We start from the raw sequence: 16,358 nt of genomic DNA on the forward strand, positions 1-16,358 counted from the left end.
CGGCGGCTCGACGGCGGCCCGGCGGCGGCTCGACGGCGGCTCGACGGCGGCCCGGGCAGGAACGGTCCCGGCGTCGCCCGGCCACGGCGAGGACGGGGACCGCTGCTCCGGGCGCGCCTCCTCCGGCCCGGAGCGGCACCCGGTGAGCCTTCGGCATATGCCCGCGTCAGGTTCCGCAGCTCAAGGACTCGGGTACTCAGATGGGCGCCCCTCTGCACGCCCGTGCGACTCCGTACGGGAGAATGACCGGGTGACCTCAGCTACCGACTCGCCCCTGCCTGCCGTGACCCGGCTGATCGCCACCGACCTGGACGGCACGCTCCTGCGCGACGACAAGACCTTGTCGGACCGTACGACCGCCGCCCTGGCCGCCGCCGAAGAGGCGGGAATCGAGGTCTTCTTCGTCACCGGAAGGCCCGCCCGCTGGATGGACGTGGTCAGCCCCTACGTACAGGGCCACGGCATGGCGATCTGCGCGAACGGGGCCGCTGTCGCCGATCTCCGCGACGGCCGGCTGCTCACGGTCTACCCGCTGGACCGCGAGATCGCCCTGGGCGTGGTCGATGCCCTGCGCGAGGCCGCCCCCGGGGTGTCGTTCGCCGTCGAACTGGCCACCGGCATCCACTACGAACCTGCCTACCCCCCGTTCCACATGGACCCGGGTGCCACGGTCGCCGTCGCGGAGAAGCTGCTCCACGAGGAAGCTCCCGGCACCGGTACGCCGGTCCTCAAGGTCCTCGCCCACCACCCGGAACTGGCCCCGGACGCCTTCCTGGCGCTGGCGCGCGAACTGACCGGGCACCGGGCTTCGTTCACCCGGTCCAGCCCTACCGCGCTCCTGGAGATCAGCGGCCTCGGGGTCTCCAAGGCCCGCACGCTGGCCGCCTGCTGCGCGGAGCGCGGGATCACCCCGGACGAGGTGGTCGCGTTCGGGGACATGCCCAACGATGTGGAGATGCTGAGCTGGGCAGGCGCCTCGTTCGCCATGGGGAACGCCCACCCGGCCGCTGTGGCCGCCGCGTCCGGTGTAACACTCACGAACGACGAGGACGGTGTCGCGGTCGTCATCGAGCGGATCCTCACCGCCCGCTGACACCGCCCCCGGCCTCGCTCGTCGCTCCTGGGCCCGCACGCCGGGGCTCCCCGAGCCGGCGCGCCCCTGGGCCGCGGTGCCGTCAGAGCGGGACCTGCCAGGTCACCGTCGTGCCGCCGTCGGCCTCCCCCGGCCCGAACCAGCTCTCTCCGCCCAGCGACTCGGCGCGCCTGGCGAGGTTGCGCAGTCCGCTGCGCCGCCCGTTCTCCGGGATCCCCACCCCGTCGTCCGTGACCGTCAGCCGTACCGCGTCGCGGCCGTCGGGCAGCGCAGCGGTCGCGTCCACCCTCACCTCGACGCGCGACGCTCTCGCGTGACGGAATGTGTTGGACAGCGCCTCGCGCAGAGCCGCGATGAGATTCTTGCCCTGGAGCTCCCCCACCAGTGAGTCGACCGGACCCAGAAAGCGGTGCGAGGGCATGAAGCCCAGCGGCACCGCCGCCATGTTGATCTCCCGCAGCACCCGGGTCCGCAGGCCGGCAGGCGCCTCCTCCGGTTCCTGCTGCAGCGCGAAGATGGCCGTCCGGATCTCCTGGATGGTCACGTCCAGTTCGTCCACGGCCCGTCCGATGCCGGCTTGCACCGCGAGGACCGGCGAGCGCCGCTGAGCACCCTCCAGCATGATCCCGGCAGCGAACAGACGCTGGATGACAAGGTCGTGGAGGTCGCGTGCGATCCGGTCCCTGTCCTCGTAGACGGCGAGCCTCTCCCGGTCCCGCTGGGCCTCGGCCAGCTTAAGAGCCAGTGCGGCCTGCGCCGCGAAGTGGGTGGCGAGCAGCCGCTCCGCCCGGGTGAACGGTCTGCCGCCCCTGCCCCGGGGGATGGAGAGGGCGCCGAGCACCCGGCCACCGCTGCGCAGGGGGAGCAGCACGTGCGGGCCGAATTGATCGGCCAGCCTGGTGATCATGCGGGGATCGGCCGCCGGGTCCTCCAGGTACACCTCCTCTCCCCTCAGGAGCGCCGCGACCACGGGGCTCTCGGGCGGGATGATCACTCCGAGGGAGGCGGACGGTTTGTCCCCGGCGACGGCGACGATCTCCAGACCACCTTCCGCGGCCGGAAGCAGCACGATGCCGGCCGCGGCACCGGCGAGACGGCGCGCCTGTTCGGCGACGACGGCGAGTGCCTCGTCGGCATCCCCGCCCGAGAGCAGCGCGGTGGTGACGGCCACCGAGCCCTCGATCCACTGTTCGCGCTGCCGGGCGGCCTCGTACGTCCGGGCGTGCCCGATGGCGATCCCGGCCTCCGTGGCCAGCACGCGCAGAATGTGCAGCTCGTCGTCGCCGAATGCACCGTCGCCCTGTTTCTCCGTCACATAGAGATTGCCGAAGATCCTCCCCTGGACCCGGATGGGGACCCCGAGGAAGGTGCGCATGCTCGGATGTCCGGCCGGAAATCCAGCGAAGCGCGGATCGGCCTCCAGGTCCTCCAGCCGAATGGACACGCCTTCCTGGATCAGGGCGCCCAGGAGACCGGTGTGCCCGTCGGGCGGGCGGCCGATCGCCCGGGCGGTCTCCTCCGACACCCCATGGGTGATGAAGTCGCAGAGGCTCGCACCTGGTTTCTCGACGACGCCGATGGCCGCATAGCGGGCGTGGGCGAGCTCCGCTGCGGTCTCACAGATGCGCTCAAGGGTGGAGTGGAGTTCGAGGCCCGCACCGACGGACCTCGTTGCTTCCAGCAACTGCGGAACGCGTGCGGTCAGCTCCGCGGAGAGCCCTCGCAGGCTTCCGGCGGTCTGCTGCGCGGCTCCGGACGAGTCCTTCCGATCCTGCTGGGGCATGACCCGAGCCTAATAAGTAACGAATAGTCCGGAAAGTCGGCCCCGGGGAGCCGACCCGCCCCCTCAGGCCCGTACGGACGCCGCCCCGGCCGTCCACATCCGCTCCGGATCGGCGCTCACCGCGTGCTGTTCACGCTCCAGCATCCGGCGCAGTGGGCCGTCCTGCGCGGCGAGCACGGCGTACGGGCCCTGTTGCACGACCCGGCCGGCGTCCAGCACCAGGACCTCGTCCACCGCGTCGAGACCGGCAAGGCGATGAGTGATCAGCACGGTCGTCCGCCCCTGAGTGGCCTCCAGCAGATCAGCGGTCAGCGCGTCTGCCGTCTCCAGATCGAGGTGCTCCGCGGGCTCGTCGAGCACGAGTACGGGAAAGTCGGCGAGGAGCGCACGGGCGAGCGCCAGCCGCTGCCTCTGACCGCCCGACAGCCGGGCCCCGTGTTCACCCACCAGTGTGTCGAGGCCGTCCGGCAGGGACTGGACCCAGTCCAGAAGCCGGGCACCGGAGAGGGCTTCCCTCAGCCCGCCGTCCGTAGCACCCGGGCGGGCGAGCCGCAGATTCTCGCGGATGGAGCTGTCGAAGACGTGGGCGTCCTGGGCGCACAGTCCGACGAAGGTGCGGACCGTGTCGCCGTCCAGCGCGGACGCCTCGACACCTCCGAGACGGTACGTCCCCTCCCGTGGGTCCAGGAAGCGGAGGAGGACCTGGGCCAGCGTGGTCTTGCCCGAACCGGACGGGCCCACGACAGCCACGCGCTTGCCGGGATGCAGCTTCAGACCTACGGAGTGCAGGGCATCACGCTCCGCGCCCTCGTACCGGGCCGACAGACCTCGTACGTCGAGCGGGAAGGGTGAAGCCGGCGCCTCCGCCGGTTCGGCAGGTTCGCCGACCGGTACTGGGGCGTCCAGCACCTCGAAGACCCGCTCGGCGCTCCGCTTGACCCGCTGGCGGTACTGCACGGCGAGCGGCAGTCCCGTCACGGCCTCGAATGCGGCGAGGGGGGTGAGCACGACGACGGCGAGTTCGAGACCCGCCAGCCGTCCGTCGTACACGGCGGGCAGCGCGACGATCGCCGCACCCACGACAGTCAGCCCGCAGATCAGGGCGGACAGCCCCCCGCCGAGCGCCGTCGCGGTCGCAGCACGCGAGGCGATCCGGGTGAGAAGGTCGTCCGCCGAACGAACCTGTTCCCTGCGGGCGGGCAGCGCACCCGCGACAGACAGCTCGCCGGTCCCGCCAAGAAGATCGGCGACGCGGACAGCCAGCGTGGCCCTCGCGGGGGCCAGTTGGCGCTCGGTGCGGCGTGCGCACGCTCCGCTCAGCCACGGCACGCCGACGCCCGCGAGAAGCAGCCCTGCCGCCAGGGCAGCGCCTGCCTCCGGCAGCATCCAGCCGGTGAAGGCGACCGACCCCGCCCCGACCGCAAGGGCGGTTCCCACGGGCAGCAGCCAGCGCAGCCAGTAGTCCTGCAGGGCGTCGACGTCGGAGACGAGACGGGACAGCAGGTCGCCTCGCCGCGTGGTCCGAAGGCCGGCGGGCGCGATGCGCTCAAGCCCCCGGTAGACGGAGACCCGGAGCTCGGCGAGCATCCTGAGCACGGCGTCGTGGGACACCAGCCGCTCCGCGTAGCGGAAGACGGCCCGGCCGATACCGAAAGCGCGTGTCGCGGTGACTGCGACCATCAGGTACAGAACCGGGGGCTGCTCGGAGGCACGTGAGATCAGCCATCCGGAGACGGCCATGAGTCCGACCGACGACCCCACGGCGAGGCTGCCCAGCAGCAGGGCCAGCCCGAGCTTTCCGCGCTGGGACCCGGCGGCCTCCCGCACCCGGGTGAGCACGCGGCCGCCGGCCCTCGGCAGGGTTTCCCTGAGCAGCGCGGCGGTGTCCATGAGCCGCGCGGGCTCCCCCGCGCACTGCCGTTCGGGAGCGTCCGGGAGGACTGGAGCCGCAGGGCCAGGAGCCGCACCACCGGCCGGTACCTTCCGCCCGGGCAGCGCAACGCATGGTCCCGGTTCCAGCGCCACCACCCGGTCCGCGACCGAGAGCAGCGCCGGCCGGTGCACGACCAGCAGCACGGTGCGTCCCGCGGCGAGCCTCCGCACCGCATCGACGATGCCCGCCTCCGTCTCACCGTCCAGACTCGCGGTCGGCTCGTCCAGCAGCAGCAGAGGCCGGTCGGCGAGGAAGGCCCGCGCCAGAGCCAGCCGCTGCCGCTGCCCCGCGGAGAGTCCCGCGCCGTCCTCGCCCAGCACGGTCCCGATGCCGCCCGGCAGCGCCTCGACGAACCCCTGCGCCCCTGCCTCCCGCAGCGCGGTCATGACCGCCGCGTCGTCCGCGTCCGGGCGGGCCAGCCGCACGTTCTCCGCGATCGTCCCGGCGAAGAGGTGCGGGCGCTGCGGCACCCAGGCGATCTGCTCACGCCAGCGTTCGGGGGAGAGGGCGGACAGATCGGTCCCGCCGACCCTTACGCTCCCCTCGAAGGGCGTGGTGAATCCCAGCACCACACCGAGGAGCGTGGACTTACCGATCCCGCTGGGGCCGACCAGGGCGACCGTTTCCCCGGGCTCGACCACGAGGGACGCGGCATCCAGCGAGGGCTCGGCCCGGCCGGGGTGCCGCACCGTCACCCCCTCCAGTTCAAGCCGCAGCGACCGAGGAACATCCTGGGAGCCGCCGGCTGCGGGCTCCGTCTCGAGTACGGCGAAGATCTCCTCCGCTGCCGAGAGCCCCTCGGCAGCCGCGTGATACTGCGCGCCGACCTGACGGATGGGCAGATATGCCTCCGGCGCCAGGATGAGAACCACCAGCCCCGTGTAGAGGTCGAGTTCTCCATGAACGAGCCGCATACCGATCGTCACCGCCACCAGGGCCACGGAGAGAGTCGCCAGCAGCTCCAGGGCGAAGGAGGAGAGGAAGGCGATCCGGAGGGTCTTCAGCGTGGCCTGGCGGTACTGCGAGGTGATGCTGCGGATCGATTCCGCCTGTGCCTTGGCCCGCCCGAAGACCTTCAGCGTCGGCAGCCCGGCGACCACGTCGAGAAAGTGCCCCGAGAGCCGTGACAACAGCTTCCACTGACGGTCCATCCGGGACTGGGTGGCCCATCCGATCAAGATCATGAAGAGCGGAATCAGCGGCAGCGTCACGACGATGATCGCCGCCGAGACCCAGTCCTCGGTGACGATCCGGGCCAGCACCGCCACCGGAACGACGACCGCGAGTCCGAGCTGCGGGAGGTAGCGCGAGAAGTAGTCGTCAAGGGCGTCGACGCCCCGGGTGGCCAGAGCGGTCAGCGACCCGGTGCGCTGCCCGCTCAGCCAGTCCGGCCCCAGCCCGGAGGCCCGTTCGATGAGGCGGCCGCGCAGTTCCGACTTGACCGCGGAGCTGGCCCGGTGGGCGGCCAGTTCGGTGAGCCAGGCCACGAATCCCCGCCCCAGCGCGACAGCGGCGAGCAGGAGCAGTGGAGTCCGGAGCCCGGAAACGGTCAGCCCGTCCTCGAATCCGCCCACCACTACTTCGGCGACGAGCATGGCCTGCGCAATGACCAGTGCGGCTCCGACCACGCCCAGCGCGACGACGGCCGCCAGGAAGAACCGGGTGGCCCGGGCGTACCGGAGCAGACGCGGGTCGATCGGTTTCACGTGAAACAGCTCCCCAGTGCGTTCGGGCGGCTAGTGCGTATCGGCTATGTGGTGCGTGCCGATGCGCTTGCGGAACACCCAGTACGTCCAGCCCTGGTACAGCAACACCACCGGGGTGGCGATGCCGGCGCACCAGGTCATGATCTTGAGGGTGTACGGGCTGGAGGAGGCGTTCGAGACCGTCAGGTTCCAGGCGTCGTCCAGCGAGGACGGCATGACGTTCGGGAAGAGTGTCAGGAAGAGCATCGCGACCGCCGCCGCGATGGTCACCCCGGAGAAGGCGAAGGACCAGCCCTCGCGCCCAGCCGCGATGGCGCCGATGGCCGCGACCAGCGACACGACGGCGATGATCATCGCCGTCAGGCTCCAGCCGTTGCCGTTGTCCGCCTGGGTCCAGGCGAGAAAGCCCAGTGCGAGCACCGCGGTGGCCAGGCCCAGCTTGAGGGCCAGCCCGCGCGCACGCTTCCTGATGTCCCCGACGGTCTTGAGCGCGGCGAACACCGATCCGTGGAAGGTGAAGAGGAACAGCGTGACCAGCCCGCCCAGGACGGCGTACGGGTTGAGAAGGTCCCAGAGGTTGCCGACGTACTCCATATCGGCATCGATCTTCACGCCGCGCACGATGTTCCCGAAGGCCACGCCCCAGAGAACCGCCGGGATCAGCGAGGTCCAGAAGATCGCGTGCTCCCAGTTGGTCTGCCAGCGCTCCTCGGGCCGCTTCGCCCGGTACTCGAACGCCACCCCCCGCACGATCAGGCAGAGCAGGATGACCAGCAGGGGCAGGTAGAAGCCGGAGAACAGGGTGGCGTACCACTCCGGGAAGGCCGCGAAGGTCGCGCCGCCCGCGCTGAGCAGCCATACCTCGTTCCCGTCCCAGACCGGCCCGATCGTGTTGATCAGAACCCGGCGCTCCTTGCGGTCACGGGCCAGCAGCTTGGTGAGGACCCCGATACCGAAGTCGAATCCCTCCAGGAAGAAGTAGCCGGTCCACAGGACGGCGATGAGTACGAACCAGACGTCGTGGAGTTCCATCTCTCAGCTCCGCTTGATCTCAGTAGGAGAAGGCCATCGGCCGGTCGGCGTCCTCGTCATGACCGCCGATCCGGGTGGGCGGGTTGAGGTCGGCCTCGGTGAGCTCGGGCGGTCCGGCCTTGACGTACTTCAGGAGGAGCTTGACCTCGATGACCGCGAGCACTGCGTAGAGCGCGGTGAAGCCGATCATGGAGGTGAGGATCTCCCCCTGCGAGACCCCCGGAGAGACCGCGTCACGGGTCTGGAACACCCCGTACACGACCCAGGGCTGGCGACCCATCTCGGTGAAGATCCAGCCCCAGGAATTGGCGATCAAGGGGAAGAGCATGGTCCACAGGGCCGTGATCCAGTAGAGCTTCGCGAGTTTCGGGCTCAGCGCCTTGTTCCTGAACAGAACCAGATTCGGCACCTCGTCCTCGCCGGTGCGCAGCGCCGGTGGCAGCAGGAACTTCCGCCGTGTCAGCCACAGCCCCAGCAGACCGAGCCCGAAGGACGCCATGCCGAAGCCGATCATCCAGCGGAAGCTCCAGAAGGCGACCGGGATGTTGGGCCGGTAGTCACCGGGCCCGTAGGTCTCCTGCAACTCCTCGTTGATGTCGTTGATGCCCGGAACATACGAGGTGAGGGTGTTGTCCGCGAGGAAGGAGAGCACCCCGGGTATGGAGATCTCCACGTCGTTGTGCCCCTCGGCGACGTCACCGACCGCGAAGAGCGAGAAGGGCGCACCGGCCTCGCCCTCCCACAGGGCCTCCGCCGCTGCCATCTTCATCGGCTGCTGCTTGAACATCACCTTGCCGAGCGTGTCGCCGCTGACCGCGGTGAGCATGCCCGCGGCCACCACCGTGACCAGCCCGACCCGCAGGGACGTGCGCATCACCCGGATGTGCTTCTTGCGGGCCAGATGGAAGGCGGATATGCCGACCATGAAGGCCCCGCCGACGAGGAATGCCGCCGTGATGGTGTGGAAGAACTGGGTGAGCGCGGTGTCCTGCGTGAGCACCTTCCAGAAGTCGGTGAGCTCGGCACGCCCGCGTTCCTCGTTGATCCGGTACCCGACCGGGTGCTGCATCCAGGAGTTGGCGGCCAGGATGAAGAACGTCGAGAGGATCGTGCCGATGGACACCATCCATATACAAGCGAGATGGATCTTCTTCGGCAGCTTGTCCCAGCCGAAGATCCACAGGCCGATGAAGGTGGATTCGAAGAAGAAGGCGATCAGCGCCTCGAAGGCCAGCGGGGCACCGAAGACGTCACCGACGAACCGCGAGTAGTCGGACCAGTTCATACCGAACTGGAACTCCTGGACGATGCCGGTGACCACGCCCATGGCGATGTTGATCAGGAAGAGCTTGCCCCAGAACTTGGTCGCCCTGAGGTACTTCTCGTTGTCCGTGCGCACCCAGGCGGTCTGCAGGCCGGCGGTGAGCGCGGCGAGAGAGATCGTCAGGGGGACGAACAGGAAGTGGTAGACGGTGGTGATGCCGAACTGCCATCGCGCCAGTGTCTCTGGTGCCAGAGCCAGGTCCACGACTCTTCTCCTTACGTCGCCGTGATCACAGCCGCAGGTCGCCCGGTCAATCCACCCGATCAGCGGAGAAACGGGGCGCGCTTGTGAACGCGTTCACATTCACAAGCATTATGGCGCACATGTCTTCGAAGGAATCGGGTGGGGGGTGCTTTCCGGCCGACCCGGCCGAGCCGACCGAAACCGGACAGGCATCCGAGGCCCGGCCCCGGTGCGGAACGAGCGGCGGCCCCGGACCTCGACGATCGAGGTCCGGGGCCGCCGTGCAGCCGGGCGGCTACCGCTCCTGGTGGAAGGACTCCGCCACCTTCAGGAACACGTCGTTGGCCTCGGCCTCCCCGATCGTGACCCGCACACCCTCACCGGCGAAGGGCCGCACGACCACACCCGCCCGCTCGCAGACCCCGGCGAATTCGAGCGTACGGTCCCCCAGACGCAGCCAGACGAAGTTCGCCTGGGACTCCGGGACGGTCCAGCCCTGCCGCACGAGTCCGTCGTACACGCGGGCGCGCTCGCCGACCAGCGATCCCACCCGCCCCAGCAGCTCATCCTCGGCGCGCAGCGAGGCGACGGCCGCGTCCTGGGCGACCTGGCTCACACCGAAGGGCACGGCCGTCTTGCGCAGCGCCGCCGCCACGGGCTCGTGCGCCACCGCGAAGCCGACGCGCAGGCCCGCGAGACCGTACGCCTTGGAGAACGTCCGGAGCACCGCGACATTGGGCCGGTCCCGGTAGATCTCGATGCCGTCAGGCACATCGGCGTCCCGGATGAACTCCCTGTACGCCTCGTCGAGCACGACCAGGACGTCGTCCGGGACACGGTCCAGGAACCGCTCCAGCTGCGCCCGGCGCACGACGGTGCCGGTGGGGTTGTTCGGATTGCAGACGAAGATCATCCGCGTCCGGTCGGTGACCGCCCCGGCCATGGCGTCCAGGTCGTGCACCTCACCGCCGGTCAGTGGCACCTTGACCGACGTCGCACCGCTGATCTGCGTGATGATCGGGTACGCCTCGAACGAACGCCAGGCATAGATGACCTCGTCACCCGGACCCGAGGTGGCCTGGAGCAACTGCTGGGCGACACCGACCGAACCCGTACCGGTGGCCAGGTGGGACACGGGCACACCGAATCGCTCGGCCAGTTCGTTCATCAGACCGGTACAGGCCATGTCCGGGTACCGGTTGAAGGACGAAGCCGCGGCGAGCACCGACTCCATCACCCCGGGCAACGGGGGGTACGGGTTCTCGTTGGAGGACAGCTTGAAGGCCACCGGTCCCTCCGCGGAAGCCGGCTTGCCCGGCACATACGCAGGGACGCCGTCCAGCTCGGCACGCAGCTTGGGGCTCGTCTCGCTCACCGCAGGTCCTCCTCGACCATCCGTACACATCAATACTGCTCACCTTATGAGGATTGGGCACCTGTGCGAATGGCCAGGATCCGAAATCGGCCCCTTCCACGGGAAACGCCTGGCGTGCACGGCTCCGGCAGACTTCGACGGGCCTCGGGAGGGGGAGCGCCACGCATCCTTACGCGCGCCGGTCGCGCACTCCGTGGCGCGCATCCCTCGAACAGGTGAGTTGAGACCTCTTCGAGACATGGACCATTCAGCAGGTTCGCGCGCGTCGATGCATGAAGCATTGCCCCCGGTCCCCTCAACAGCCTTGATTCTCAAGGCATTTAAGCCTTTCTGACCATGCAGAAACGTGCCTGCCAACGTGTGCATATGCGACCGGCCCCACCCACCGCCGGAGCCCTACTATCGGCTCGCCATGACAGCAGCAGGGAAGCACCAGGTGAGCCGGACAGAGACGCCCCGGCGCAGCGGCCGGCAGGGACGGGCGGGGATCCGGGATGTGGCCGCAGCGGCCGGAGTCTCCATCACGACCGTGTCCGACGCGCTCAACGGCAAGGGCAGGCTCCCGGACGCCACCCGCAGCCATGTCCGCGAGGTCGCCGAACGGCTGGGCTACCGCCCGTCCGCAGCGGCCCGAACCCTCCGTACCGGCAAGTCGGGGCTCATCGGCCTGACCGTGACCACGTACGGGGATGAACCTTTCACCTTCACCGAATTCGCGTACTTCGCGGAGATGGCCAGAGCCGCCACATCGGCCGCGCTCGCCCGTGGCTACGCCCTAGTGATCCTTCCCGCCACCTCACGCCACGACGTCTGGTCGAACGTCGCGCTGGACGGAACGGTCGTCATCGACCCCTCCGACCAGGACCCCGTGGTCACCGAACTCGTCCGCCAGGGTCTGCCCGTCGTCTCCGACGGGCGACCGGCGGGCACGCTCCCGGTCACCGCCTGGGTCGACAACGACCACCGGGCGGCCGTCCTCGACCTCCTGGACCACCTCGCGGCCGCGGGAGCCCGCCGTATCGGGCTGCTGACAGGCACGACCACCGACACGTACACCCGCCTCTCCACCACCGCCTACCTCCACTGGTGCGAGCGGGTCGGCCAGGACCCCGTCTACGAGTCCTATCCTGCCCACGACCCCTGCGCGGGCGCCGTGGCCGCGGACCGCCTGCTCGCCCGCCCCGACCGCCCCGACGCCGTCTACGGGCTCTTCGACCCCAACGGCACAGACCTGCTCGCCGCCGCACGGCGCTACGGTCTGCGGGTACCCGAGGACCTGCTGCTGGTCTGCTGCAGCGAGTCCACCGTGTACGCCTCGACCGAGCCCCCCATCACCACTCTCTCGCTGAAGCCCCGAAGGATCGGCACGGCGGTCGTCCAACTGCTCATCGACGCCATCGAAGGGGTCGAACACGACGGGCCGGTGGAGCAGGTGATACCGACGGAGCTCATCGTCCGGACGTCCTCCCAGCGGCGTCCGCCGCGCACCACGGTCAGTGCTCCGCGGTCACCCGCCGGGGATTGATCGGATTAATCCGGACCAAACGGCCGATGAACCGGGTGCGCGCACGGATTCACCACCCCTGGTGCGTCACACAGCACGATCCGCATTCCTATGATGGGCGCACGACACCGCGGACCACCTCTACCAGGCAGGGCCCGTCAGGTGTACGGAGGCGCGACGGTGGTGGAGGGGTCGATGACTCAGGGGGCCGGTCAGGAACCCGTAGTGCGGACTGCGACGTTGCGTGACTTCCGCGTACCGCCGTATGCGCAGGTGCCGATGAACGCGCCCTCGCCGCACCCCGGCAACGTCGCGGTGGGCGACGAGCCGCCGGAGGGGTACACCCCCACCGAGCGCGATCTGCCCGTGATCAACCGTGGCGACACCGTCCAGGTGCAGACGGTCCAGGAGGCCCGTCCCGCCGGCGAGTCCGGACCCGGTCCGCTGTACGTCGTCGGCGACGTCCACGGCTACCTGGACGAACTCCTGGCGGCCCTGTGTGCGCAGGGCCTGGTCGACGCCGACGGCCGGTGGACAGCCGGCAACGCCAGGCTCTGGTTCCTCGGCGACTTCACCGACCGCGGTCCCGACGGCATCGGCGTCATCGATCTCGTCATGCGCCTCTCCGCTGAGGCAGCTGCGGCCGGCGGCTACTGCAAGGCCCTCATGGGCAACCACGAACTGCTGCTCCTCGGCGCGAAGAGGTTCGGCGACACCCCGGTGAACTCCGGTGCCGGAACCGCGACCTTCCAAGCCGCCTGGCTGCTCAACGGCGGTCAGAAGACGGACATGGAGCGGCTCCAGGACGTCCATCTCCAGTGGATGGCCCGGCTCGACGCGGTCGTCGAGGAGGACGGGCATCTGCTCATGCACTCCGACACGACTGCCTACCTCGACTACGGATCGACCATCGAGGACGTCAACGACACGGTGCACGCCATTCTCACGCGCAACGATGCCGATGAGTGCTGGGATCTCTTCCGCAAGCTGACCAAGCGGTTCGCCTTCCGTGACGAGGGCGGCGCACAAGCGGTCCGCGAACTGATGGCGACATACGGGGGCCGCCGTGTCGTCCACGGGCACAGCCCCATTTCCTATCTGCTCGGCGAGGTCGGATCGGAGGAGGGCGAGGACGCGGCACGCCCCGCGGTGGACGGTCCACACGTCTACGCGGAAGGGCTCGCCATCGCCATGGACGGCGGAGTGACCATGGCCGGAAAGCTGTTGGTCGTCCAACTTCCCCTGCGTGACTGACGTCCGCCGGGGAAGAACTCTCACGACCCGACACCGTCGGCGGCCGGACCTATTTCCGCAAACCCCCTGTCACCCTGTGCCGTAGGCGCTCTACCATCGGCCTATCAGTCGCAGGCTCTCCTCCGTTTCACCCGATCACCCGGCCCACACGGTCGATCAGGCCCTACGGAGCATCGGGGGATGCACATGAAAAGCGCTCCGCACCTGCTGGCCGAGGACCGCCCCGAATACGAGCGGATCCTTGCCGACGCACTGCGTCATGCTCACGAACGACCGGATCTGGACGGAGTCGGCGACCGGCTCAACACGGAACAGCTCCGGACGATGGCTCTCGACGCCACGCCCCTGATCACCGCGGCGGCGGCCACCGAGTACGACCACTACGTGAAGGTCCGCGGCGAGCTGCGCGGGCCGGACGACCAGGGTTCCGTCCTCGGACCCGCCACGGACGAAGCCGACCCCACAGGCGCCGGTACCCTCGCGGTGCTCGCTGTCCTGGCACCGGTCCTCGCGGGTACCGCCGCTCTGATATTCCTGCTGGTCGGCTACCCCCTGATGGCCCTCAGCCACCCCGCCCCGGCCTTCGCCAGGACCATGGTCGCCGCCGGCTGGTTCTTCGCGGCCGTCGCCGCCGCGGCCACCCTCGTCGCCGCCGTGGGGCTCCTGGTCACCGCCCTGCGCAACGGCGCCACCGCGCTGCCCGCCGTGGACGAGGAGGAGGAACTTCCGGAGGACGTGGCACGCGCCCGGGAGGCATGGTGCCACGCACTGCTGGAACGCGGCATACTGCCCTTCCTCCGGGACGCGCTGGCCGACCCGACTGCCGGGCCCGCCTCCCGGACGCCGTACCGTCCGGCCGACAGGATCCCGAGGATCGGGTACAGCAGACCGGACTTCTCCGGGCCGGGGGACGGTCCCTCCGCCGGGCCGCGCCCGACTTTCACCAGCCCCGACTTCACCAGCCCGGACTTCGGCGGCCCCGAGCATCAGCCGGAGTGATCCGGCCGGTCACGGCTTCGACCGCGGCACCCAGCCCGCTCAGGACCACCGCGGCGCCACCCCGGCCGCAGTGGCCGGGACGGCGCCCTGATGCCCTGAGGGGGCGCCCCGACGTCAGTCGGCGATCGGCAGATAGACCCTGTTGCCCGCCGCTGCGAACTCCCTGGACTTCTCTGCCATCCCCGCCTCGATCTCGGCCTGTTCGCCGCCGTGCTCCCGCCGGATGTCGTGGGAGATCTTCATCGAGCAGAACTTGGGGCCGCACATCGAGCAGAAGTGCGCCGTCTTCGCCGGTTCGGCCGGCAGCGTCTCGTCGTGGAACTCCCGCGCGGTGTCGGGGTCGAGCGCCAGGTTGAACTGGTCCTCCCAGCGGAATTCGAACCGCGCGTCCGACAGCGCGTCGTCCCACTCCTGCGCCCCTGGATGCCCCTTGGCGAGGTCCGCAGCGTGGGCGGCGATCTTGTACGTGATGACCCCGGTCTTCACGTCGTCACGGTTCGGCAGCCCCAGGTGCTCCTTGGGCGTGACGTAACAGAGCATCGCCGTACCCCACCACGCGATCATCGCCGCACCGATGCCCGAGGTGATGTGGTCGTACGCGGGAGCGACGTCCGTGGTGAGGGGGCCCAGCGTGTAGAACGGCGCCTCCTCGCAGATCTCCTGCTGCAGATCGATGTTCTCCTTGATCTTGTGCATCGGGACGTGCCCCGGGCCCTCGATCATCGTCTGGACGCCGAACCGCTTGGCGACGGTGTTGAGCTCACCGAGCGTGCGGAGTTCGGCGAACTGCGCCTCGTCATTGGCGTCGGCGATGGAACCGGGGCGCAGCCCGTCGCCGAGCGAGTACGTCACGTCGTAGGCCGCGAGGATCTCGCAGAGCTCCTCGAAGTGCTCGTAGAGGAAGGACTCCTTGTGGTGCGCCAGGCACCAGGCCGCCATGATGGACCCGCCGCGCGAGACGATGCCGGTCTTGCGACGGGCCGTCAGCGGAACGTACGGCAGCCGGACCCCGGCGTGCACCGTCATGTAGTCGACGCCCTGCTCGGCCTGCTCGATGACGGTGTCCTTGTAGATCTCCCACGACAGTTCCTCGGCCCGGCCGTCGACCTTCTCGAGTGCCTGGTAGAGGGGGACCGTGCCGATCGGCACGGGGGAGTTGCGCAGGACCCATTCACGGGTGGTGTGGATGTTGCGGCCGGTGGAGAGGTCCATGACCGTGTCCGCGCCCCACTTGGTGGCCCAGGTCATCTTGTCCACCTCCTCCTCGATGGAGGACGTGACCGCGGAGTTGCCGATGTTGGCGTTCACCTTCACGAGGAAGCGCTTGCCGATGATCATCGGCTCGATCTCGGGATGGTTGACATTGGCCGGCAGGACCGCCCTGCCTGCTGCGATCTCCTCGCGCACGACCTCCGGTAGGACGTTCTCCCTGATGGCGACGTACTCCATCTCCGGGGTGATCTCCCCCCGTCGCGCATAGGCCAGCTGCGTGACAGGCGCCCCGTCACGGCTGCGACGGGGCTGCCGCGGGCGGCCCGGGAAGACGGCGTCGAGGTTGCGCAGGCCTTCCCCGCGCTCCCCGCCTTGCTGGGGGAGGGGAGGCCCCGTTCGCGGCGAGGTGCGCTTGAGGCCGTCGTCCTCGGGACGCGCGGGACGTCCCGCGTACTCCTCGGTGTCCCCCCTGGCGATGATCCAGTGCTCCCGGAGCGGGGCCAGTCCCCGGCGCACATCGGTGTCGGTGGCGGGATCGGTGTACGGCCCCGACGTGTCGTACAGCGTCACGTCCTTGCCATTGGTGAGGTGCACCTGACGGACCGGCACCCGGAGGTCGGGGCGTGATCCCTGGACGTACCCCTTGTGCCAGCCGATGGACCTTCCGGCCTCGTCGTTGCCCGCGCCCTCGGTGTCCGCGAAGCCCACGGCGTCTGCCGTATTCGCGTTCTCCGCCGGGGTGGCCGCGTTCTGTGCGTTCTGCATCGAGGCAGGCGTGCGTGCGTCCGCTGTGGTCATGAGACCTACTCCCTACGCCGGCATTACCCGGTAACAGGTTCGGCGGTCGGCGCAGCGTGTCCCGTATGGATATACGGAGGTCAGCGCCCTCTCAGCCCGGTGCTCCGAGCTCCCGCGTGTACAAATGCGCCTCCACGCTAACCTCCCTTCTGGCGTGCTGGC

Annotated in this window: 10 protein-coding genes; 4 read left to right on the top strand and 6 right to left on the bottom strand. The window is 69.6% G+C overall.

Annotated features, from left to right (window positions below; all coding sequences use genetic code 11):
- Positions 1-250: 250 nt before the first annotated feature.
- Complete coding sequence (locus BFF76_RS10040; protein WP_031090293.1) at positions 251-1,093, top strand: Cof-type HAD-IIB family hydrolase; 843 nt, start codon at positions 251-253, stop codon at positions 1,091-1,093.
- 82 nt (positions 1,094-1,175) lie between these two features.
- On the opposite strand, the gene BFF76_RS10045 is transcribed toward BFF76_RS10040, so the two are convergent.
- From BFF76_RS10045 to hisC, 5 genes are all read right to left on the bottom strand, one after another.
- Entirely contained in the window at positions 1,176-2,876 is a 1,701-nt protein-coding gene (locus tag BFF76_RS10045; RefSeq protein ID WP_053929561.1) for a sensor histidine kinase, read from the bottom strand.
- 63 nt (positions 2,877-2,939) lie between these two features.
- Positions 2,940-6,515 (bottom strand): thiol reductant ABC exporter subunit CydD, encoded by a 3,576-nt coding sequence (cydD, locus tag BFF76_RS10050; protein WP_065848036.1) that lies wholly within the window; start codon positions 6,513-6,515, stop codon positions 2,940-2,942.
- A 30-nt stretch (positions 6,516-6,545) separates the two neighbouring features.
- Positions 6,546-7,547 (bottom strand): cytochrome d ubiquinol oxidase subunit II, encoded by a 1,002-nt coding sequence (gene cydB, locus BFF76_RS10055; RefSeq protein ID WP_031090298.1) that lies wholly within the window; start codon positions 7,545-7,547, stop codon positions 6,546-6,548.
- 19 nt (positions 7,548-7,566) lie between these two features.
- Complete coding sequence (locus BFF76_RS10060) at positions 7,567-9,075, bottom strand: cytochrome ubiquinol oxidase subunit I (RefSeq protein WP_031090300.1); 1,509 nt, start codon at positions 9,073-9,075, stop codon at positions 7,567-7,569.
- Positions 9,076-9,349: 274 nt separating this feature from the next.
- Positions 9,350-10,429, bottom strand: a complete 1,080-nt coding sequence (gene hisC, locus BFF76_RS10065) for a histidinol-phosphate transaminase (RefSeq protein ID WP_053929559.1) — start codon at positions 10,427-10,429, stop codon at positions 9,350-9,352.
- A 412-nt stretch (positions 10,430-10,841) separates the two neighbouring features.
- Between hisC and BFF76_RS10070 the strand changes: the two genes are divergently transcribed.
- The 3 genes from BFF76_RS10070 to BFF76_RS10080 all read left to right on the top strand — a co-directional run bounded on the left by BFF76_RS10070 (position 10,842) and on the right by BFF76_RS10080 (position 14,186).
- Entirely contained in the window at positions 10,842-11,954 is a 1,113-nt protein-coding gene (locus tag BFF76_RS10070; RefSeq protein ID WP_078850484.1) for a LacI family DNA-binding transcriptional regulator, read from the top strand.
- A gap of 174 nt (positions 11,955-12,128) precedes the next feature.
- Positions 12,129-13,187: a metallophosphoesterase gene (locus tag BFF76_RS10075; protein ID WP_065848044.1), complete on the top strand. Its 1,059-nt coding sequence runs from the start codon at positions 12,129-12,131 to the stop codon at positions 13,185-13,187.
- A 180-nt stretch (positions 13,188-13,367) separates the two neighbouring features.
- A complete protein-coding gene (locus BFF76_RS10080) occupies positions 13,368-14,186 on the top strand; it encodes a hypothetical protein (RefSeq protein WP_053929558.1) in 819 nt (272 codons plus the stop codon).
- Positions 14,187-14,300: 114 nt separating this feature from the next.
- On the opposite strand, the gene thiC is transcribed toward BFF76_RS10080, so the two are convergent.
- Positions 14,301-16,196, bottom strand: a complete 1,896-nt coding sequence (thiC, locus tag BFF76_RS10085; RefSeq protein ID WP_065848037.1) for a phosphomethylpyrimidine synthase ThiC — start codon at positions 16,194-16,196, stop codon at positions 14,301-14,303.
- Positions 16,197-16,358: the final 162 nt, after the last annotated feature.

This window comes from Streptomyces mutomycini (genome assembly GCF_001700505.1).
Taxonomy (GTDB): Bacteria; Actinomycetota; Actinomycetes; order Streptomycetales; family Streptomycetaceae; genus Streptomyces; species Streptomyces mutomycini.